At 72.5% G+C, this 20,697-nt stretch carries 18 protein-coding genes; 7 read left to right on the top strand and 11 right to left on the bottom strand.

Annotated features, from left to right (window positions below; genetic code table 11):
* Nucleotides 1-124 precede the first annotated feature (124 nt).
* Both ABZ808_RS26525 and ftsY read right to left on the bottom strand, forming a co-directional pair.
* Complete coding sequence (locus ABZ808_RS26525; RefSeq protein WP_357011519.1) at nucleotides 125-988, bottom strand: aminoglycoside phosphotransferase family protein; 864 nt, start codon at nucleotides 986-988, stop codon at nucleotides 125-127.
* Nucleotides 989-994: 6 nt separating this feature from the next.
* Nucleotides 995-2,185, bottom strand: a complete 1,191-nt coding sequence (ftsY, locus tag ABZ808_RS26520; RefSeq protein ID WP_357011517.1) for a signal recognition particle-docking protein FtsY — start codon at nucleotides 2,183-2,185, stop codon at nucleotides 995-997.
* Between the two features lie 83 nt (nucleotides 2,186-2,268).
* Here ftsY and ABZ808_RS26515 point away from each other — a divergent pair, with 83 nt between their 5' ends.
* From ABZ808_RS26515 to ABZ808_RS26495, 5 genes are all read left to right on the top strand, one after another.
* Nucleotides 2,269-3,981 carry an alkaline phosphatase D family protein gene (locus tag ABZ808_RS26515; RefSeq protein ID WP_357011515.1) on the top strand — a complete coding sequence of 571 codons (1,713 nt, stop codon included), beginning with the start codon at nucleotides 2,269-2,271 and terminating at the stop codon, nucleotides 3,979-3,981.
* A gap of 26 nt (nucleotides 3,982-4,007) precedes the next feature.
* Entirely contained in the window at nucleotides 4,008-4,448 is a 441-nt protein-coding gene (locus ABZ808_RS26510; RefSeq protein ID WP_357011513.1) for a MarR family transcriptional regulator, read from the top strand.
* Nucleotides 4,449-4,541: 93 nt separating this feature from the next.
* Complete coding sequence (locus tag ABZ808_RS26505; protein WP_357011511.1) at nucleotides 4,542-6,146, top strand: MDR family MFS transporter; 1,605 nt, start codon at nucleotides 4,542-4,544, stop codon at nucleotides 6,144-6,146.
* Between the two features lie 10 nt (nucleotides 6,147-6,156).
* The gene (locus ABZ808_RS26500; protein ID WP_357011509.1) at nucleotides 6,157-6,651 is read left to right on the top strand and encodes a universal stress protein; all 495 of its coding nucleotides are present in this window, start codon (nucleotides 6,157-6,159) and stop codon (nucleotides 6,649-6,651) included.
* A gap of 42 nt (nucleotides 6,652-6,693) precedes the next feature.
* On the top strand, nucleotides 6,694-7,221 hold the full coding sequence (locus ABZ808_RS26495) for a DinB family protein (protein ID WP_357011507.1): 528 nt from the start codon (nucleotides 6,694-6,696) through the stop codon (nucleotides 7,219-7,221).
* Between the two features lie 8 nt (nucleotides 7,222-7,229).
* On the opposite strand, the gene ABZ808_RS26490 is transcribed toward ABZ808_RS26495, so the two are convergent.
* From ABZ808_RS26490 to ABZ808_RS26480, 3 genes are all read right to left on the bottom strand, one after another.
* Nucleotides 7,230-7,850: an HAD-IA family hydrolase gene (locus tag ABZ808_RS26490; RefSeq protein ID WP_357011505.1), complete on the bottom strand. Its 621-nt coding sequence runs from the start codon at nucleotides 7,848-7,850 to the stop codon at nucleotides 7,230-7,232.
* Complete coding sequence (gene smc, locus ABZ808_RS26485; protein ID WP_357011502.1) at nucleotides 7,850-11,467, bottom strand: chromosome segregation protein SMC; 3,618 nt, start codon at nucleotides 11,465-11,467, stop codon at nucleotides 7,850-7,852. Before smc ends, ABZ808_RS26490 begins: the two co-directional genes overlap by 1 nt.
* Nucleotides 11,468-11,826: 359 nt before the next feature.
* The gene (locus ABZ808_RS26480) at nucleotides 11,827-12,021 is read right to left on the bottom strand and encodes a hypothetical protein (protein WP_007456482.1); all 195 of its coding nucleotides are present in this window, start codon (nucleotides 12,019-12,021) and stop codon (nucleotides 11,827-11,829) included.
* A gap of 371 nt (nucleotides 12,022-12,392) precedes the next feature.
* Here ABZ808_RS26480 and ABZ808_RS26475 point away from each other — a divergent pair, with 371 nt between their 5' ends.
* Nucleotides 12,393-13,532 carry a CAP domain-containing protein gene (locus ABZ808_RS26475; RefSeq protein WP_357011500.1) on the top strand — a complete coding sequence of 380 codons (1,140 nt, stop codon included), beginning with the start codon at nucleotides 12,393-12,395 and terminating at the stop codon, nucleotides 13,530-13,532.
* 37 nt (nucleotides 13,533-13,569) lie between these two features.
* The gene (locus tag ABZ808_RS26470) at nucleotides 13,570-14,493 is read left to right on the top strand and encodes an endo alpha-1,4 polygalactosaminidase (protein ID WP_357011498.1); all 924 of its coding nucleotides are present in this window, start codon (nucleotides 13,570-13,572) and stop codon (nucleotides 14,491-14,493) included.
* A gap of 59 nt (nucleotides 14,494-14,552) precedes the next feature.
* Here the strand turns inward: ABZ808_RS26470 and ABZ808_RS26465 are convergent, their stop codons facing one another.
* From ABZ808_RS26465 to ABZ808_RS26440, 6 genes are all read right to left on the bottom strand, one after another.
* Entirely contained in the window at nucleotides 14,553-16,772 is a 2,220-nt protein-coding gene (locus ABZ808_RS26465; protein WP_357011496.1) for an MMPL family transporter, read from the bottom strand.
* Nucleotides 16,773-16,993: 221 nt separating this feature from the next.
* The gene (gene mutM, locus ABZ808_RS26460) at nucleotides 16,994-17,851 is read right to left on the bottom strand and encodes a bifunctional DNA-formamidopyrimidine glycosylase/DNA-(apurinic or apyrimidinic site) lyase (RefSeq protein ID WP_357011493.1); all 858 of its coding nucleotides are present in this window, start codon (nucleotides 17,849-17,851) and stop codon (nucleotides 16,994-16,996) included.
* Nucleotides 17,844-18,752 carry a ribonuclease III gene (rnc, locus tag ABZ808_RS26455; RefSeq protein ID WP_357011491.1) on the bottom strand — a complete coding sequence of 303 codons (909 nt, stop codon included), beginning with the start codon at nucleotides 18,750-18,752 and terminating at the stop codon, nucleotides 17,844-17,846. The genes mutM and rnc overlap by 8 nt, the downstream gene beginning before the upstream one ends.
* Nucleotides 18,749-19,714 (bottom strand): phosphate acyltransferase PlsX, encoded by a 966-nt coding sequence (locus tag ABZ808_RS26450; protein ID WP_357011617.1) that lies wholly within the window; start codon nucleotides 19,712-19,714, stop codon nucleotides 18,749-18,751. The genes rnc and ABZ808_RS26450 overlap by 4 nt, the downstream gene beginning before the upstream one ends.
* A gap of 135 nt (nucleotides 19,715-19,849) precedes the next feature.
* The gene (rpmF, locus tag ABZ808_RS26445) at nucleotides 19,850-20,023 is read right to left on the bottom strand and encodes a 50S ribosomal protein L32 (protein ID WP_030335284.1); all 174 of its coding nucleotides are present in this window, start codon (nucleotides 20,021-20,023) and stop codon (nucleotides 19,850-19,852) included.
* A gap of 5 nt (nucleotides 20,024-20,028) precedes the next feature.
* The gene (locus ABZ808_RS26440; RefSeq protein ID WP_357011489.1) at nucleotides 20,029-20,592 is read right to left on the bottom strand and encodes a YceD family protein; all 564 of its coding nucleotides are present in this window, start codon (nucleotides 20,590-20,592) and stop codon (nucleotides 20,029-20,031) included.
* Nucleotides 20,593-20,697 lie beyond the last annotated feature (105 nt).

Below are 20,697 nucleotides of genomic sequence, written 5' to 3'. Positions count from 1 at the left end.
GTCCGCACAGTCGGCTGGATGGACGGTGGTGGATCATCCGGACGACGCACGTCGATGACTGACCGGCCCATACACATCGACCGGCACACCCACCGGGGCCGTCCGGGCATCGACCGGCAGGCGTTCAGCGGAGCGCGTTCTCCAGGGCGTGCCGCTCGTAGTCGAGCAGCCGCAGGTCGCGCATCGGCCGGCGCAGGTGCCCCTTGTGCACGATCCGCACGAACGCCGGCTCACCGGCGGCGGCCATCCGGCGGATGCCCTCGACGTGGTCCACGATCCGCTTGCGGATGGTCCGGATCAGCCGGTGCCGGTCGCGGGGGATCAGCCCGTACGCGTCGGCGAAGAGCCGCAGCCGGCGCGGCCGGTCCGGACGCTTCCAGCCCAGCGTGATCGAGTCCCGGTCCGCGAAGATCGGAACCCAGGTCCACGCCGCGTACGCCACGTCGTAGATCCGGGCGCCGGGTGAGGCGAGGTCGAAGTCGATCAGCCCGAGCGTGCCGTCCGGTCGCCAGATCACGTTGTGCGGCGCGGCGTCGTGGTGACAGATCACCTCGGTGTCCGGCGGTGGGGGGCCGAACGAGCGCCAGACCGCCGTCGGTGGCGGGGTGAAGCCGTACTGCGCGTCGTGGAACATCCGCAGCATGGTGGCGACCGTGACCAGCGCCTCGTCGGTGACCCAGTGCGGGGCCAGCGGATACTCTCCGCACTCCCCCTCCAGGTACGACAGCACCTCGCGGTTGCGTTCGTCCATGCCGAGCGCCCGGGGCGCGCCGGTGAACCCGACGTACTCCAGGTGCCGCAGCAGGGCGTGCACGGACGGGGTCCACGGCCCGGCATTGCGGCGGACCGTGTCCCCGACCCGGACCACGGTGCTCACGTTCCCGCCGTGCAGCGGGATCTCCTGCGAAGTCACGTACGGTCTCCCGAGGCGCTGCGAGGGGTGGCCGGGATCACGCCAGCCCGCGTACGCGCGATCGTCAGTGGTCACCCGAGACTACGCGTCCCGTCCGGCCGGCTCGGTCCCCAGCAACGCGTCGACGAACTGCGCCGGGTCGAACGGCGCGAGATCGTCCTTGCCTTCGCCGAGCCCGACGAGCTTCACCGGGATGCCGAGTTTGCGTTGCACGGCGATCACGATGCCGCCCTTCGCGGTGCCGTCGAGCTTGGTCAGCACCACGCCTGTCACGTTGACCACCTCGGTGAAGACCCGGGCCTGTTCCAGGCCGTTCTGGCCGGTTGTGGCGTCGAGGATGAGCAGTGTCTCGTCGATCGGGCCCTGCTTCTCGACCACCCGCTTGACCTTGCCCAGCTCGTCCATGAGGCCGACCTTGTTCTGTAGCCGGCCGGCGGTGTCGATGAGCACGGTGTCCACGCCGGTGTCGGCGCCCCGGCGGACCGCGTCGAAGGCGACGCTGGCCGGGTCGGCGGCCTCCGGGCCGCGGACGGTCTCCGCGCCGACCCGCTCGCCCCAGGTCTGCAACTGGTCGGCCGCGGCGGCTCGGAAGGTGTCGGCCGCGCCGAGCAGCACGGTTCGGCCGTCGGCGACCAGCACCCGGGCGATCTTGCCGCAGGTGGTGGTCTTGCCGGCGCCGTTGACGCCGACGACCAGCACGACCGCCGGCACGCCGTCCTTCGGGGCGGTCCGCAGCGACCTGTCCATCTCCGGGTCGAGGGCGTTGACCAGCTCGGCGGCGAGCAGTGCGCGCAGCTCGGAGGCCGAACGGGTGCCCAGCACCCGGGTCCGCTCACGCAGCCGGTCGACGATGTCGCGGGTCGCGTCGACGCCGACGTCGGCGGTGATCAGGCTGTCCTCGATCTCCTCCCAGACGTCCTCGTCGAGGTGGTCGCGGGCGAGCAGGCCGAGCAGGCCCTTGCCGAAGACGTTCTGCGACCGGGACAGCCGCGAGCGGAGCCGGACCAGCCGTCCGGCGGTCGGCTCGGGCACCTCCACGGTGGGCGCGGGCGCCTCGATCACCGGCGGCGGCTCGACCAGGACGCCGGTGGACAGATCGGACTCCGGTGCCTCGACCGGCGGGCCGGCGAGATCCTCCTCGGCGCGGGTGTCGACCTCGGTGCGCGGCAGCGGGGGCTCGGGCCGCCGCCGCAACCGGGGCACGACCAGCCCGACTGTGCCGGCGATCAGCACACCGAGCAGGACCAGAGCGAGGACGAGATATTCGGCCATGCCGGAATCCTGTCAGATGCCGGCGGCGGCGTCCCAGCCACCGCACCCGCCCGGTCTCACGAACCGGCGGTAGGCTCGGCCGCATGCCCGCCGCACACCTCCTGATCGGCCCTCTGCTGCGGCGCGTGGTGGACACCCGGGCGACGGTCTGGGTGGAGACGGCGGCGCCCGCCGTGGTCACCGTCCGCACCGCCGACGGCGCCACCGGCACCGCACCCACCTTCTCGGCGTACGACCACCACTACGCGCTCGTGGTCGTGGAGGGGCTCACCCCGGACAGCACGACCACCTACGAGGTGCTGGTCGACGACGAGGTGGTCTGGCCGGTGCCGAGCAGTGGCTTCCCGCCGAGCGTGATCCGCACCCGGGCCGCCGACGACCTGGACCAGCCGGTCAACCTGATCTTCGGTTCGTGCCGGGAGACCACCCAGCACGCCACCACCCGCAAGCTGCCCCCGGACGCGCTGGACGCGTACGCCCGGCGGTTGATGGCCGATCCGGAGTCGAACCCGCCGCCCGACCTGTTGGTGCTGCTCGGTGACCAGGTCTACGCCGATGTGACCTCGCCGACGGTGCGCCGGCTGCTGCGTCGGCGCCGGCGGCGGCCGAAGGGCGCCCCGGCCGACCAGGTGGTGAGCTTCGACGAGTACACCAAGCTCTACCTGGAGTCCTGGCGCGATCCGGAGATCCGCTGGCTGCTCTCCACCGTGCCGAGCGTGATGATCTTCGACGACCACGAGATCATCGACGACTGGAACACCTCCGCGTCGTGGCGGGCCGAGGTGCGCGAGCAGCCGTGGTGGGCCGAGCGGATCGGCAGTGGGCTCGCCTCCTACTGGGTCTACCAGCACCTGGGCAACCTCTCCCCCGACGAGATCGCCGCCGACCCGGTCTTCGCCAAGGTCTCGACCGCCGAGGACGCCACCGGCGTGCTCCGCGAGTTCGGGCACCGGGTCGACAAGGAGTCCGACCTGGCGCACGACACCGAGCGCTGGCGCGCGGTGCAGTACCAGTGGAGCTACGCCCTCGACCTGGGCCGGACCCGGCTGGTCATGCTGGACAACCGGTGCAGCCGGGTGCTCGAACCGGGCAACCGGGCGATGCTGCCGCCGGGTGAGTGGTCCTGGTTCCTCGACCAGGCGCACGGGGTCTACGACCACCTGGTGGTCGGCAGTTCGCTGCCCTGGCTGCTGCCGCAGGGCATCCACCACATCGAGTCGTGGAACGAGAAGCTGACCGACTCGCGCCGGCCGTGGGTGGCGCGCGGTGCCGAGAAGCTGCGCCGGGCACTGGATCTGGAGCACTGGGCGGCCTTCCGGCGCTCCTTCGAGGCGCTCGCGGAGACCTTCGCGCGGATCGGCACCGGCACGCCGAAGCAGTCCGGCGCGCGGGTCGGCGCCGGGCCGGCGTACGCCCCACCGGCGTCGATCAGCGTGCTCTCCGGGGACGTGCACCACTCGTACGTGGCCGGGGCCCGGTTCGCCGACCCCTCGGTGGTCACTCCGGTGCACCAGCTCACCTGCTCGCCGATCCACAACCAGGTGCCGGCCGGAATCCGTCCGCTGATGCGTCTGGGCTGGTCGTCCGGTCCGGCGGGGGCCACCCGGGCGCTGGCCCGCTCGGCCGGCGTCCGACGACCGGGGGTGCGCTGGCGCAAGCTGGCCGGGCCGTACTTCGGCAACGCCGTCGGCACCCTGACGCATCAGGGTCGCCGGGCCGAGGTGACCATCGAGGGCACCACGGGCGAGGGGCACCTACGCCCGGTGATGAACCGCCGCCTCTCCAGCGACGGCTGATGCGGCCCCGCCGTAGTCTCTAGCGCGTGAGCGAGCACCTTCCGGAGCCGATCCGGGCAGTCGAGCACGAGTTGACCGCACTGCTGCGTCGGGGTCGGGCAGTTTCCTGGGAGATCGCCCGGGAGGTACACCCGAATCTCGAACCGAACACGTACGGACTGCTGCTCTGGCTTCGGCGCAGCGGGTCGATCCGGTTGACCGAACTGGCGGCGCGGCTCGGTGTGGGCAAGGGCACGTTGAGCCGGCAGATCAACGGGCTGGAGGCGCTGGGCCTGGTCCACCGCGACCCCGACCCGAGTGACCGGCGGGCCGCGCAGATCAGGTTCACCGAGGAGGGCCAGCGCCGGTTCGACGCCGCTCGGGCCGCCCGGGTGGGAGAGTTCCTGCGCACGCTGGACGACTGGCCGGCCCGGGACGTCGAGGAGTTCGCACGGCTGCTCGGCCGGTTCAACGACTCCTGGAAGTGACTCCGGTGGTGGGGGAATGTCGCGGCCATCCGACAAGTTGTTGCTTCAGGCAACCAAGACACCCCCTCTACTCTCCGCACGGAGGCAGCAACGATGAGCCAGGCGACAGCGTCGGCCCCGGCGCCCGCCGTCGACATGACCCACCGGCAGATCCTGAGAGCCCTCTCCGGCCTGCTGCTGGGCATGTTCGTCGCGATTCTCTCCTCCACGGTCGTCTCGAACGCGCTACCGCGGATCATCACCGAACTGCACGGCGGCCAGTCCGCGTACACCTGGGTGGTCACCTCGGCTTTGCTCGCGACCACCGCAACCACCCCAATCTGGGGCAAACTTGCCGATCTGGTCAGCAAGAAGACATTGGTCCAGTTGTCGCTGGTGATCTACGTGCTCGGCTCGGTACTGGCCGGAGCGGCGCAGGGCACCGGCGAGTTGATCGCCACCCGGGTGTTGCAGGGCATCGGCGCCGGCGGCCTCACCGCGCTGGCCCAGGTGATCATGGCAACGATGATCGCGCCGCGTGAGCGTGGCCGCTACAGCGGATACCTCGGCGCGGTGATGGCGGTCGGCACCATCGGCGGCCCGCTCATCGGTGGCGTGATCGTCGACACCTCGTGGCTCGGCTGGCGCTGGTGCTTCTACGTCGGCGTGCCCTTCGCCATCGCCGCGCTGGTCGTGCTCCAGAAGACCCTGCGCCTGCCAGTGGTCAAGCGCAAGGCCGAGATCGACTGGTGGGGCGCCACGCTGATCACGGCGGCCGTCTCGGTACTGCTGATCTGGGTCTCGCTCGCCGGCAACCAGTTCGCGTGGGGCTCCTGGCAGAGCATCGTCATGGTGATCGGCGCGCTGGTGCTCGCCGCGCTGGCGATCCGGGTGGAGACCCGGGCCGCCGAGCCGATGATCCCGCCACGGCTGTTCCGCAACCGCACCATCGTCCTCGCCGTCGTCGCCAGCATCGCGGTCGGCGTGGGCATGTTCGGCGCCTCGGTCTTCCTGGGCCAGTACTTCCAGATCAGCCGCGGCCAGAGCCCGACCATGTCCGGCCTGATGACCCTGCCCATGATCCTCGGCCTGCTGGTCTCCTCGACCCTCAGCGGCCGGATCATCACCCGTACCGGCCGCTGGAAGCGGTTCCTGGTGATCGGTACGGCGCTGCTCACCATCGGCTTCGCGCTGATGGGCACCCTGCGGGCCGACACCAGCTTCACCCTGCTCAGCATCTACATGGCGCTGATCGGCATCGGCCTGGGCATGTCCATGCAGAACCTGGTCCTCGCCGTGCAGAACACCGTCGACCCGCGAGAGCTCGGCGTGGCCAGCTCGGTGGTGGCGTTCTTCCGCAGCCTCGGCGGCGCGATCGGCGTCTCCGCGCTCGGCGCGGTGCTCGCCCACAAGGTCAACGACTACACGGCCGCCGGCCTGTCCCAGCTCGGCATCCCCGCGTCCAGCTCCGGCAGCGGCGGGAGCCTGCCCGACGTGCACACCCTGCCCGGCCCGATCCGGCTCGTGGTGGAGAGCGCGTACGGCCACGGTGCCGGCGACATCTTCCTGACCGCCGCCCCCTTCGCGCTTATCGCGCTGATCGCGGTGATCTTCATCAAGGAGGTGCCGCTGCGGCAGCACAGCAGCTCCCCGACGACCGGCGGGGTCGAGCGGGAATCGGCCGGCGTGGCCGTGGTCCCAACCGGCGCGCAGAGGTGAGGTGGGCGGCATGAGCGTGGGAGCACCGGACCGTGAGGAATTCGGACCCCGAACCCGTCCGCTTCCCTTCGAGCGGGGGACGGACGGGCCCCGGGTCGTCCTGGTCGGCGTGGACGGCACCCGCACCTCCGAGCGGGCCGGCGCGTACGCCGCCGGCCTGGCCCGGCGGCAGGGTGCCGCCCTGGTGGTGGTCTTCGTCAGCTCGTCGAGCGGGCTGACCGCCCTGGTGCCCGGGATGGACGCCGCCGCGGTCCAGCGCACACACGACGAGTTGGCCGACGAGCTGCGTCGCGAGTGCCGGCGTGGCGCCGAGGAGTACGGGCTGCCGGTGACCTTCCTGTGCCGGCGCGGCGACGCGTACGCCGAGCTGTGCGCGGCAGCCGATGAGTGCCAGGCCGACATGGTCGTGGTGGGTGCGTCCGAGCAGGCCGGTCACCGGCTGGTCGGCTCGGTCGCCACCCGGCTGGTCCGTACCGGCCGCTGGCCCGTCGTCGTGGTGCCCTGAAAACCCGTCGCGACTGTCGTACCCGGACCGCAGGATGACCGGATGACATGGAGAGCACCCGAAATCGACCGCACATCCGAGCCGCTCGTCGCTGACGAGCGCACCATGCTCGAGGGCTGGCTCGACTATCACCGCGAGACCCTGTTGCAGAAGTGCGCCGGCCTGACCGCCGAGCAGTTGCGCACGGCGAGCGTCGAGCCGTCCGGCCTGAGCCTGCTCGGGCTGGTCCTGCACATGACCGACGTGGAGCGGTCCTGGTTCCGCCAGCGCTTCGCGGGCGAGGTCCTGCCCGATCTGTACGACTTCGACACCGACAACGACGCCGACTTCCACGCTGCCGCCGACGCCGACCCGGAGGCGGCCTTCGCCACCTTCCGGGCCGAGGTCGAGGCGGCCCGGGCCGCCACCGCGGGACGATCCCTGGACGAGACGTTCATGCTGACCCGCAGCGACGGGGAACGCACCTTCAGCCTGCGCTGGGTCTACGTGCACATGATCGAGGAGTACGCCCGGCACAACGGGCACGCCGACCTGATCCGCGAGCGGATCGACGGCGTCACCGGCGACTGACGGCGCGCTCAGTACGCCAGGGCCGCCCGCAGATAGCGGAGGTCGGCGTGCCCGCCCCAGCGGTGCGCCGACAGCCCGGCCGCGCGGGCACCCCGGATCGCCCAGTCCTCGTCGTCGACGAACAGCACCTTGGCCGGCGGGGTCTCGACCGCCACGCAGGCGGCCTGGAAATACTCCGGAGCGGGCTTGTGCACACCGACGGTCGAGGAGTTGACCACCACGTCGACCTCGTCGGCGAGGTCGAGGGCGGCCAGGTCGGCGTCGAGCAGATCGGTGGCGTTGGTGGCCAGGCCGACCCGGATGCCTGCGGCGCGCACCTCCCGGACGAAGTCGAGCACCTCGGTGTCCACCTCACCCCGGTAGCGCTGCCACTGCTCCACCGCCGCCCGAGCCTGCTCCGGGCCACCGGCCGGCTCGGTGAGCGCGTCGGCCACGCTGCTCACCCAGTCGGCGTGCGTGACCTGGCCGGTGAGCACCGGCCGCAGCCGCCCCCACTGCATCGCGATCTCGCTGAGCACGCCGTCGGCCAGTCCGTACTCCCGCTCCACCCCGGCGGCGACCGCCGGGTCCCACCGGCGCAGGACGCCATCCAGATCCAGCAGGAGTGCCGTCGCACGTTCCCGAGCCACTACCCGTTCTCCTCGCCGCGGCCGTGCCGCTGGTCGTCCTCGTCGGCCCGGTTGAGCCGTTGACTGATCACCTGGGTGACCCCGCTGCGCATGGTCACGCCGTAGAGCGCGTCAGCGATCTCCATCGTCCGCTTCTGGTGCGTGATGACGATCAACTGGCTCTTCTCCCGCAACTGTGCCAGCAACATGATCAACCGGCCCAGGTTCACGTCGTCGAGGGCCGCCTCCACCTCGTCCATGATGTAGAACGGGCTGGGCCGGGCGCGGAAGATCGCCACCAGCATGGCCACCGCGGTCAGCGACCGCTCGCCACCGGAGAGCAGCGACAACCGCTTGATCTTCTTGCCCGGCGGGCGGGCCTCCACCTCGACGCCGGTGGTGAGCAGGTCGTCGGGGTCGGTGAGGATCAGCCGGCCCTCGCCGCCGGGGAAGAGCACGGTGAACACCTGCTCGAACTCCCGCGCCGTGTCCTCGAACGCGCTGGCGAAAACCTCCAGGATCCGCTCGTCGACGTCCTTGACCACGGTGAGCAGGTCCCGCCGGGTGGCCTTGAGGTCCTCCAGCTGCTCGGAGAGGAACTTGAAGCGCTCCTCCAGCGCGGCGAACTCCTCTAGGGCGAGCGGGTTGACCTTGCCGAGCAGGGCGAGCTCCCGTTCCGCCTTGGCGGCCCGCTTCTCCTGCACCGGCCGCTCGTAGCGGACGGGCTCGGGCACCGGCAGACCGTCGCGTTCGGCCGCCGCGACGTCGACCTGGGTCGGCGGGACGGGCTGAGCCGGGCCGTACTCGGCGACCAGGGTCTCCACGTCCAAGCCGAAGTCCTCGGCCGCCTTCGCCTCCAACTGCTCGATGCGCAGTCGCTGCTCGGCGCGGGCCACCTCGTCGCGGTGCACCTGACTGGTCAGCCGCTCCAGCTCCGCGCCGAGTCGCTTGGCCGCGCCGCGTACCTCCTGAAGCTCCGCCTCGCGAGCAGCCCGTTCCCGGGCGACCTCGTCGCGGTGCTCCTCGGCGGCGGCGATCGACGTGGTGAGCCGGGTGAGCGCCTCCCGGGCGCCACCGGCGACGGCCCGGGCGATGCCCGCGCCCCGGGTGCGCGCGGCCCGCCGGGCAGCGGCGCGTTCCCGGGCGGCCCGCTCCGCGGTGGCCTGCCGAGCCAGCGAATCGGCGCGGCCGGCGATCGAGGAGACCCGCTCCTCGGCGGTACGCACCGCGAGCCGGACCTCCATCTCGTTCTGCCGGGCCTGCGGCACCATCGCGGCGAGCTGGTCCCGTTCCTCGGTGGAGGGCTCGGCGTCGACCGGGGTCTCCTCGGCCAGTCGCAGCCGCTCCTCCAGCTCGGCCAAAGCGGTGAGGTCCCGCTGCCGGGCCGCCTCGGCGCGGGCCCGGGACTCGCCCAGGCGATCGGTCTCCGCCTTCGCCGAGCGGGCCGCCGCGCCCAGCTCGGCCAGCCGGCGGGCGGCGGCGTTGCGGTGGCTCTCCGCCTCGCGCTTCTCGGCGGCGGCGTGCTGCACGGCGTCCTTCGCGGCGGCCACCTCGGCACGCGCCTCGACGAGTTGCTCGCGCAGCTCCGCGCCGGAGCGTTCGGCGGCGAGCCGGTTGGTCCGCGCCTCCTCGACGGCTGCCTGCACCTCGATGTAGCTGGGCGCCTTGGCCGACCCGCCGGCCGCCGCGTACGCCCCGACCACGTCACCCTCGGGGGTGACCGCGCGCAGTTCGGGGTTGCCGGCGACCAGCTCGGCCGCGGCGGCGAGGTCGTCGACCAGCGCCACGTCACGCAACGCCCGGTGCACGGCGGGGCGCAGCTCGGCGGCCGTGCACTCGACCAGGTCGGGGGCCCACCGGGCACCCTCGGGCAGCTTCGGGCGCAGCGCGTCCGGGGAGCCGGTCATGCCGGGCCCCGCCGGGCTGCCGATCAGCAGGCCGGCCCGGCCGGCGTCGGAGATCTTCAGAAGGCGCATCGCCTCGACGGCCTCGTCCACCCCGCTGACGGCGACCGCGTCGGCGAGCCCGTCGAGCGCGGCGGCCAGCGCGGCCTCGTGCCCAGGCGCGACGGTGAGCAGCCCGGCGAGGCTGCCGAGCAGGCCGGGTACGTCCCCGGCCCGGGCGAGCAGTGCTCCCGCGCCGTCCTTGCGCCGCAGGCCCAGGGCGAGCGCCTCCTCGCGGGCCTTCCAGGTGGCGGCGTCCTTCTCCGCCGCCCGCTCGGCGTCAGCCAGCGACCGGACGGTGGCCTGCGCCCGGTCCTGCACGGCGACCGCCTCGGCGTGCCGGGCGTCCAGGTCGGCGTTGTCCCGGTCCGCCTCGGTGGACTGCGCGGCCACCGCGTCCAGGTCGGCCTGCGCCTGCTCGGCGCGGCCAAGCGCGTCGGCGTGCGCCACGGCGAGCCGTTCGATCTCCTCACCGGCGCTGGTGGTCCGGGCTCGGGCCGAGTTGACCTGGCCGGTGAGCCGGGCCATGCCCTCGCGCCGGTCGGCGATGGCCTTGGCGGCGGAGACCAGCTCCCGTTCGGCGGCGGCGAGCTGCCGTTCCAGCTCCTGGCGGTGCTCGACCGCCTCGGCCAGCCGGATCTGGTCGTCGGTGAGCGCCGCGCGCAGCTCCTCCTCCTGCTCGCGGACCCGCTCCGACTCGGCCTCCAGCTGGTCGGGGTCCCGGCCGGGCCGCTCGTCGTCGCCGCTGGCGCTGAGGTGCCGCAGCCGTTCCCGGGCCAGCTGCTCGATCGATCGGAAGCGTTCCTGCAGGGCGGAAAGCTTGTACCAGGTGTCCTGGGCGGCGGCGAGCAGCGGAGCGTCCTCGGCGAGGGCGGCCTCCAGCTCGCCGAGCCGGCCCTGCACCTCGGCGTGCTCGCCCTCGATCTCCTCGCGCCGCTCCCGCAGCGCGGTCTCGTCGGCGATCTCCCGGTCGAGGGTGGTCCGCAGGGTGGCCAGGTCGTCGGCGAGCAGCCGGAGCCGGGCGTCGCGCAGGTTGGCCTGGATGGCGGCGGCACGCCGGGCCACCTCCGCCTGGCGGCCGAGCGGCTTGAGCTGGCGGCGCAGCTCGGCGGTGAGGTCGGTCAGGCGGTTGAGGTTCACCTGCATGGCGTCGAGCTTGCGCAGCGCCTTTTCCTTGCGCTTGCGGTGCTTGAGGACGCCGGCCGCCTCCTCGATGAACGCGCGGCGGTCCTCCGGCTTGGCGTGCAGCATGCCGTCGAGCCGGCCCTGGCCGACGATGATGTGCATCTCCCGGCCGATGCCGGAGTCGGACAGCAGCTCCTGGATGTCGAGCAACCGGCAGGAGTTGCCGTTGATCTCGTACTCGCTCTCGCCGGAGCGGAACATCCGGCGGGTGATGGAGACCTCGGTGTACTCGATGGGCAGCGCGCCATCGGTGTTGTCGATGGTGAGGGTGACCTCGGCGCGGCCCAGCGGCGCCCGGCCGGCGGTGCCGGCGAAGATGACGTCCTCCATCTTGCCGCCGCGCAGCGCCTTGGCGCCCTGCTCGCCGAGCACCCAGGCGATGGCGTCGACGACGTTGGACTTGCCGGAGCCGTTCGGGCCCACCACGCAGGTGATCCCGGGCTCCAGCTTCAACGTCGTGGCGGAGGCGAAGGACTTGAAGCCCCGCACCGTCAGGCTCTTGAGATACACCTTCTCGATCCTCGTCCGGTGGCCGCCGTACCGTCGCCGGCTGCGCGGACCTGGGTGAACCCGCAGACTAACCCGGTGCCGGGAGCGGGCCGGCACGCGACCCGCCCCGGGTCACGCCGACAGTCGGCGCGGGAGGCGACCGCATTGTTGTTCCGAGTGTGGCCGAAAAGACAAACTCGATTCATGATCAGCCAACTGGACGGCACGTTTACGGAAACTGCCCGAGCGGATGACACGGCGCCCACAACAAGATCATGAATCGCCGGCCGTGGAAAAGGGCCCGGACAGCGTTGCGCGCCGGCACAGAGGTGTCGGCGCGCATTTTTGCGGTGGTGCGATTCAGTTTTCCGACCCGGAGATCAGGTCAGCGCCGGCTCGGCGAGACGAAGCAGGTCGTCTGCTTCCGCCGCAGCCGCCGCGAGCCGATCATTGTCGGCACGCAGACGCGTGATCTCGAACTCCAGTGCCTGAACCCTGGCACGCAGTCGGGTGACCTCGTCGAGCAGACGCCGGTCGGGCGCTGCACCTACGTGGCCGTAGAGGGCCTTCGCCATGCTGACTCCTTGATATGCGCTGCCGGAAAGGCCGGCCAACGCGCGCCCATTTATACGCGGCTGTCATTCCAGGTGTATCTGGGCATGACCGGGCGCGACTGGCGACACCTATATATTGAGCCGCAAACCCCTCCTTCGTCAAGTTCTCGCAGGCCGTAGATCATCTCCACGTCGACCTGTCCACTTGTCGGGGGGGCTGCCGCAAGGCACGGACACGCTCTGTCCGGACACCTTTACTGTACGCCCGGATTCTCGGAAGTCCGCCCCTTGGCGTCCGACTTCCCCTTAACTCTTCCTTAGCCACGTTGCCGCAGCTCGTGGGCTGGTCGTAGCGTCACCCCGGCCCACAACCGACCCCGTGGAGGCATCGCGTGCACGGCTGGACCGACCCGATGGACCCGAACGGCGCCCCCCGGCGCGCCGAGCGGCCGACCGACGAGCCGGACTGGCTGAGCGATCGCCCGGAGCCCCGCTCGGCCTACCTGTTCGGCGACGACCCCGACCAACCCGGCGACGAGTGGCACCGCGCGGAGCCCACCGCCCGGTGGCAGCCAGCGCCCTCGGCCAAGGCACCCACCGCCGCCTGGCCGGCCGACCAACCGGCCGACGAGCCGGCCGACTGGCGCGGCAGCACCCCACCGTCGGCGGCGACCGGCGGCTGGCGCACCGAGGCCGACGCGGAGGTCACGGGAGGTTGGGGCACACAGACCAGCGCTCCGGGCACCGAGGGTCGGGAGGTCCGGCCCGGCGAGGGACGACACCGCTCCCCCCGGCGCTGGCGTCGCCCACTGTTGATCGGCGGCGCCGCCGCGGCGGCCACCCTCGTGGTCAGCTTCGGCGCCGGCGCGCTCGGCCTGCCCGGCTCAGGTGGGTCGGCCGGCGAGCCGAGTACGGTCGACGACACCGTCGCCGCCGCACCCGCCGTACCGACCGAGCAGCTGGCCGGCGACAACCTGGTCGCACCCTCCCCCACCGACACGCCCAGCCCGGCACCGCCGAGCCCGTCGCCGAGCAAGGTCGTCAAGCCCACCCCGGCACCGTCGCGGACCACCGCCGCGTCCCGGCGCACCGCCCCGCGCAGCACCGCGCCGAGCACCACCAGCGGCTCCGGCGGCTCCAGTGGCACCGTCAGCGCCCAGGCCCGCGAGGTGGTGGACCTGGTCAACGCCGAGCGGGCCAAGGCCGGCTGCAAGGCGCTGAGCATCGACGACAAGCTGATGACCGCGGCACAGCGGCACAGCCAGGACCAGGCCGACCACCAGAACATGTCGCACACCGGCAGCGACGGCAGCAACCCCGGCGTCCGGCTGGACCGGGTCGGCTACACCTGGCGCACCTACGGCGAGAACGTGGCCTGGAACCAGAAGACGCCGGCCAGCGTGATGGACGCCTGGATGAACAGCTCCGGCCACCGGGCCAACATCCTGAACTGCGCGTTCACCGAGATCGGCATCGGCATCGCCAGCAACAACGGCCCGTACTGGACGCAGGTCTTCGCAGCGCCGCGCTGACCGCGCGTCGTCCGCGCCCCCGCGCTCGTTTGACCCGATGAGGTACGTCGGGCCGGAGCGTGGGGGCGGCGTGCCGGCCGACGGCGGCGACGGGCCGCCCAGGACCCGGGAGCTGCCGATGCGGATCCGGTCACGGCGACGAGCCGCCGTACGCCCGCTGCGCCGGATCGTGTCGGCCGGCGTCGCGCTCGTCCTGGTGGTGCCGGCGTACGGCTGCCGGGCTGAGCTGACCCCGCCCGGCGCGCCCACCCCGTGGCCCACCGGGCAGGCTCGCCACTGGCAGTGGCAGTGGCAGCTCAGCGGCCCGCTCGACCCGGCGGTGGACGCCGACGTGTTCCTGCTCGACCCGGTGGCCACCACCACCGCGCAGACCGCCGAGCTGCGCTCGCGCGACCGCCGGCTGATCTGCCAGGTGTACGTCGGCTCGGTGCGCTCGACCGACCCGGACGCCAGCCGGGTCCCCGCCGCCGTGCAGGGCTCGGTCGGGCGTCGGCCCGACAGCCGGTGGCTGGACGTACGGGGATGGGACGCCCTCGAACCGGTGCTGGCCGACCGGTTCCGGCTCTGCCGGGGCAAGGGCTTCGGTGCGGTGGCGATCGCCGACGCCGACGGGTACGAGCACCGCACCGGGTTCGCCCTCGACTTCGACGACCAACTGCTGTTCAACCGTCGGCTGGCCCAGCTGGCCCGGTCGCTGGACCTCTCCCCCGGGCTGGTCAACGACGTTCCGCAGCTCGCCGCGCTGGCCCCCGACTTCGACTTCGCGGTCAACGAGGAGTGCGTCCGGCTGGACCAGTGCGCCAAGTTGTTGCCGTTCGCCGACGCGGGCAAGCCGGTCTTCCACGTCGAGTACACCGGCTCGACCGGCGACTTCTGCGTCACCACGGTCGGCTACGGCTTCGCGTCGATCCGCAAGGAGCGGACGTTGGACGCCTGGCGGGAAGCCTGCGCGCTGCCCTGACCGGCTGAGGACGCACCGCTGGGCCGGGCCGCGGTCACGGCCCGGCCCAGCGTCTCGGGTCAGGGCACCGGCACCAGCTCCGGCGTGGCGGCCGGCGGATCGGCGGGAACGGGCGCCGGGCGCGGGCGCAGGAAGCGTGGCGCCCACCAGTTGGCGTCGCCGAGCATGGTCATCAGCGCCGGCAGGACCACGCCCCGGATGATCGTGGCGTCCAGCAGGATCGCCGCCGCCAGACCGACGCCGAGCTGCTTCATGTCGATCGTGCTCAACGTGGCGAAGATCGAGAACACGCCGACCATCACGACCGCCGCGCTGGTCACCACCCCCGCCGACGAGGTGATGCCGTACGAGACCGCGTCCCGGGTGGCCATGCCGGCCCGGACCCCCTCGCGGATCCGGCTGACCACGAAGACGTGGTAGTCCATCGAGAGACCGAAGAGCACCACGAAGAGGAACAGCGGCAGCCAGGACACGATCGCGCCCATCGACGTGAAGCCGAGCAGCCCCTCGGCCCACTCCCCCTGGAACACCAGCACCACAAGCCCGTACGCGGCGCCGACGGAGAGCAGGTTCAGCACGATCGAGCTGGCCGCCACCACGACCGACCGGAAGGTGAACACCATGACCAGGAAGGTGAGCACCAGCACGAAGCCCATCACCAGCGGCAGCTTGTCGCGGATGTGCTGCGCGTAGTCCTCGCTGTCGGCCACACTCCCGCCGACCGCGTACTCGATCCCGGGGATGCCCCGCAGTTCGGCCGGGACCAGGTCCTCGCGCAGCTTCTCCAGCGACCGCACCGACCGGTCGTTCCGGCTGGCGTACGGGGTGGCGACGTCCAGCACCGACACCCGCCGGTCGGCCGACACCTCGATCTTCGGGCCGTCCGCCTCGACGGGAGCGAACAACGGGTCACCGGCGGCACGGCCGGCCAGGTCGGTGAGCGCGGCATGGACCCGGTCGGCCTGCTCGGCCGGCGCGCGGACCGCCACCACGTGGTTGGTGCCGGTGCTCGGGAAGGCAGCGGTGAGCCGGTCGTACGCCTGCATCGCCGGCGTGGTGCGCGGCAGGTCCTCCATGCCGGGGAACTTCAGCTTCATGCCCAGCGCCGGCGCGGCCAGCACGAGCAGCAGGCCGACCGAGATGACCAGCGTGACGACCGGGGCGCGCAGCGCCGGCCGGAGCACCGCCGGCCAGAGCCGGGGTGCGCGGGGCGCGCCGTGCCGGTCGGTACGCGGCGCGGTCAACCGCCAGAGCAGCGGCACCCGGGGCCGGTCGACCCAGCGACCGAGCTTGGCCAGCAGGGCCGGCAGCACGGTCAGCGAGCCGGTCACCGCGACGGCGACCACCAGGATCGAGCCGACGGCCAGGGAGGAGAAGACCACGTCGCCGGCGAGCAGCAGCCCGGCCATCGAGATGATCACCGCGAAGCCGGAGACCACCACGGCGTGCCCGGAGGTCTCCGCGGCGATCTCCACCGCGTCCAGGCCGGAGCGGCCCTTGGCCCGTTCCTCCCGTTCCCGGCGGATGTAGAACAGCGAGTAGTCGACCCCGACCGCCATGCCGATCAGCAGGATCACGGGGGCCGTCGTGTCGGTGGCCGGGACCAGGTGCGAGGCGAGGGTGGAGAGCCCCATCGCCGCGGCGACCGAGGAGAGCGCGAGCAGCACGGGCACGCTGGCCGCGATCAACGCGCCGAACGCGATGATCAGGATGGCCAGGGTGACCGGCAGGCTGAGCAGCTCGGCGCGCTTGAAGTCCTTGCCCAGGGTGTCGTCGAGGGCCTGATTGATCGACGGGCCGCCGACCTGCTCGACGCGGAGCTCCGGGTGAGCGTCCTGCACGGTCGCGGTGGCGTCCCGCAGCGACTGCACCCGGTCCGACGCGGTGTCCGGGTCGCCGGACATGGTGATCGGCAGCAACACCGCCGAAGCGTCCCGCGCGGTGACCGGCTGGCCGACCTCGGCAACCCCGGTGACGGTACGCAGCCGGGCCGCGGCGTCGTCGGCCACCGTCTTCGCCGCCACCAGGTCCAGGGCGCCGCCCCGGGAGGTGATCAGCACGTTCTCCACGGCCGGGTTGTCGAAGGCACCTGCGTCCACGATGACGCCGGCCCGCCCCGCCTCGCCGATCGCCTGCTCACTATTGGTCGCCTCGTTGAGGCCGGCGGCGGTGCCACCGACGAAGCACACCGCCACGAACACGGCCCACAGCGCGATCGCCCGCCACGGGTGCTCGGCGCTCCACCGCGCCATCCGCACCGTCACCGGTCTTGCGCCCATCTCGGGTCCCCCTGTCACGTCCATCCCCTGTCAACTGTGCTGACGTTAGGGACGCGACGAGACGATCACATCGGGGATTGGCCCCGGCCCGCCCCGGAGTCCGTCCACGGTGGGCGGCCGGTCCTCTGGACTCGCATCAACCCGCCATTCGGACGGTCATCCGGGGCCAACCCGGGGTGCCCGGCCACGACTCGCCGATGCGACCCGGAGCCCGCTCCGGGTCAACCCCGAAGGGAACCCCTGGGCCGGGGCTGACAGCGCGGGCAGCTGTACGAGGAGCGGTTCATGAACGCCTCGCGGCGGATCGGCGTGCCGCACCGCCGGCACGGCTCGCCCTCGCGGCCGTACACGTTCAGCTCGCGATCGAAGTAGCCGCTCTCGCCGTTGACGTTGACGTACAGGGCGTCGAAGCTGGTGCCGCCCTCCTTGATCGCCTCACCGAGCACGTCGCGGACGTGGCCGAGCAGGCGCTGCGCGGCCGGGCCGGTCAGCGCGTCGGTGGGGCGGACCCCGTGCAGCTGGGCACGCCAGAGCGCCTCGTCGGCGTAGATGTTGCCCACCCCGGAGATCAGCGTCTGGTCGAGCAGGGCCCGCTTCACCTCGGTCCGCCGTCGGCGCAGCGCGGCGACGAACGCCGTGTCGGAGAACTCCGGGTCCATCGGATCGCGGGCGATGTGCGCGATCTCATCGGGCAGCTCGGCGCCGCCCTCGCTGACCGAGAGCCCGCCGAACGTGCGCTGGTCGACGAAGCGCAGCTCCGGCCCGTCGTCGGCGAACCGGAACCGGACCCGCAGGTGGGTCTCGTCCGGGGTGCCGGGAGGTTGGAGCAGCAGTTGCCCGGACATGCCGAGGTGCCCGATCACCGCGTCGCCGCTGTCGAGTGGGAGCCACAGGTACTTGCCACGGCGGCGGACGTCCAGGACGGTCCGGCCGGCGAGCACGTCGGCGAAGTGCGCGCCACCCGGGACGTGCCGTCGGACGGCGCGCGGGTGGCGGACCTCGACCGAGGCGATCCGCCGGCCGATGACCCACTGGGCCAGCCCTTGCCGGACGGTCTCCACCTCGGGCAACTCAGGCACGGCGTACGCCCGTCTCGTGCTCGTCGGACAGGGTCTGTGCCAGGTGGTCGGCCTGCTCGGTCTGGACCGCCTGGTCGGCCCGCTCCAGTGGGTCGAACCCCCGCTGGTCGTCCTGGCCGCTCAGGTCCCGGTGGCCGTTCTGGCTGGTCTGGTCGTCCTGGCTGGTCTGGATGCCCTTGTCGTCCTGCTCGTGCTGGTCGGCGAGCATCCGCCAGGCCGCCTCGGCGGCCCGCTGCTCGGCCTCCTTCTTGCTGCGCCCCTCGGAGCCGCCGTACCGGTTGCCGGCCACCACGACCCAGGCGGTGAACGTCTTGAGATGATCCGGCCCGGTGCCCTCGATCCGGTACTCCGGAACGCCGAGCGCCAACGCCGCGGTCAGCTCCTGGAGGCTGGTCTTCCAGTCCAGGGCGGCGCCCCGGCCGGCCGACTCGGCCATCAACGGGTCGAAGAGCCGGTGGATCACGATCCCGGCGGTGTCCAGCCCGTACTGCAGGTAGATCGCGCCGAGCAGCGCCTCCAGGGTGTCGGCGAGGATGCTCGCCTTGTCCCGGCCGCCGGTGGTCTCCTCGCCCTTGCCGAGCAGCAGGTACGCGCCGAGGCCGTCCGGGCCCAGGCCGCGGGCGACGTCGGCGAGGGCCCGCATGTTGACCACGCTGGCCCGCAGCTTCGCCAACTGCCCCTCGGGCAGGTCGGGGTGGTTGTGGAACAGCGCTGTGGTGATCACGACGCCGAGCACCGAGTCGCCGAGGAACTCCAGCCGCTCGTTGGTGGGCAGGCCGCCGTTCTCGTACGCGTACGAGCGGTGGGTCAGCGCGCGTTGCAGCAGGTCCGGTTCCAGGCTGACGCCGAACGCGGCTTCCAGGTGACCGACGGACGCCCGCCGCCGCTTGTCGTTGCTCATGATGTGCGTACCTCGGTGTCGGTGGAGCGGTCGGTGCGGTCCGTCGCGGCGTCGCCGTCGAGCAACGCCGAGACCAGGTCGGTGGCGCGTCGCCGCCACAGGTGGGCGGCGAGGGCGATGCCGGAGGCGATGTCCTCGGCGTGGGCGGAGCCGTGGCAGATGACCACCGTTCCGGCGACGCCGAGCAGGGCTGCGGCGCGGGGCGCACGGCCGCCGACGGGCGGGCCGCCGGCCATCGCGTACGCGCCCTCGATCGCCTTGAGCAGCACGTTACCGGTGAAGCCGTCGGTGACCACCACATCGGCGCGCGCGCCGAGCGCCACGTCGTACCCCTCGACCAGGCCGACGTAGCGCGCCCCGCTGGGCAGCGGTTCGACGGCGAGCAGGGGGTCGGTGGCCCGGCGTACCCGGTCGCCCTTGCCGGCCTCGGTGCCGACCGAGAGCAGGCCGACCCGTGGCGCGTCGACCGAGTGGGCCACCGCGGCGTACGCGGCACCGAGCACGGCGTGCCGGGCGAGGGTGGCCGGGCGGGGCTCCAGCGAGCCGCCGACGTCGAGCAGCACGACCGGCCCGGCGACCGCGGGCAGGGTGGCGACCAGGGCGGGTTGGCGGATCTCGGGCCAGCGGCCCAGGCCGAGCACGGCGGCGGTGACGGTGGCGCCGGTGGCGCCGGCCGAGACCAGAGCGTCGGCGGTGCCGTCGCGGACGGCGGTGACGGCGGCCCGAACGGTGCTCTCCGAGCGGGCGGCGCTGGGGTGGTCGGTCATACCGACCGCGTCGCGAACCGGCCGCACCGCGATGCGGGCACGTTGGGCCGGATCGAGGGCAGCGATCAGCTCGTCGGCAACCTCACTCGGGCCGACGAGCAGCAGGTGCAGGTCCGGGTCGGCGCGCATGGCCCGCAGAGCGCCGTCAACCACGACGGCGGGAGCGTCGTCCCCGCCGAGGAGGTCAACGGCGATCCGCGCGGTGCCCGGCTCCGCCGGAACATCGGCCGGGTTGGGCCGGCCGGTTTCGGAGGGAGCCGGGGCACCGGGCGAATGCCAGGGTGCGCGCGCCGCCCGACCTGGGGTCGGGGGCGTCACTCGGCGTCCAGGTCAGACCTCGAGAACCTGGCGGCCGTTGTAGGTGCCGCAGACGGAGCAGGCGGCGTGCGGCAGCTTCGGGGACTTGCACTGCGGGCACGCGACGGTCGCGACCACGGTCGCCTTCCAGTTCGCCCGGCGGGACCGGGTGTTGCTGCGCGACATCTTGCGCTTCGGGACGGCCACGGTTCTTACTCCTCTGTACGGGTCAGTTGCGACAGGCCCGCCCAACGCGGGTCGACCTGCTGGTGACTGTGGTCGGCCGGCAGATCGTCCCAGTGCGCCCCACATTCGGGGCACAGTCCTGGGCAGTCCTCCCGGCAGCGCGGGTTGGTCGGCAGCGTGAGCACCAACGCGTCCCGCAGCGCCGGCTCCAGGTCGATCAGATCGCCCTGCATCCGGCCCACCTCGTCCTCGTCGGTCGTGGCGTCCGTGGTGCTGTTCTCGTACGCGTACAGCTCCTGGATCGTCACGGCCATCGAGTTGTTGATTTCGCGCAGGCAACGCCCGCACTCGCCCCGGACGGGACCGGTGATGGTCCCGGAGACGAGCACACCCTCGGACACCGACTGCAACCTCAGATCGAGGTTGAGGTCCGCGCCCTCCGGCACGCCGATCAACTCCACACCGAGGTCCGTCGGTGCCGCCACGACCCGCTGGACCTCACGCAACGCGCCAGGTCGGCGCGGCAGGTCCCTCGTGTCGAGGACCAGCGGCGACCTGGGGTCGAGTGTCGATGGCGAGCGCTTGGGCATAGTTAGACTCCGGCCGGTGAGAGGCCGACAAAAAAGGTTACCTGGGCGACCGCCGGACCGTCGAACCGGGGGCGACGCCCGCCCTAGAGTGTCGGCTGGTGAGGT

The organism is Micromonospora sp. NPDC047527 (assembly GCF_040643015.1).
In the GTDB taxonomy this organism is placed as follows: domain Bacteria; phylum Actinomycetota; class Actinomycetes; order Mycobacteriales; family Micromonosporaceae; genus Micromonospora.
This window is presented reverse-complemented; position numbering and strand designations above follow the sequence as displayed.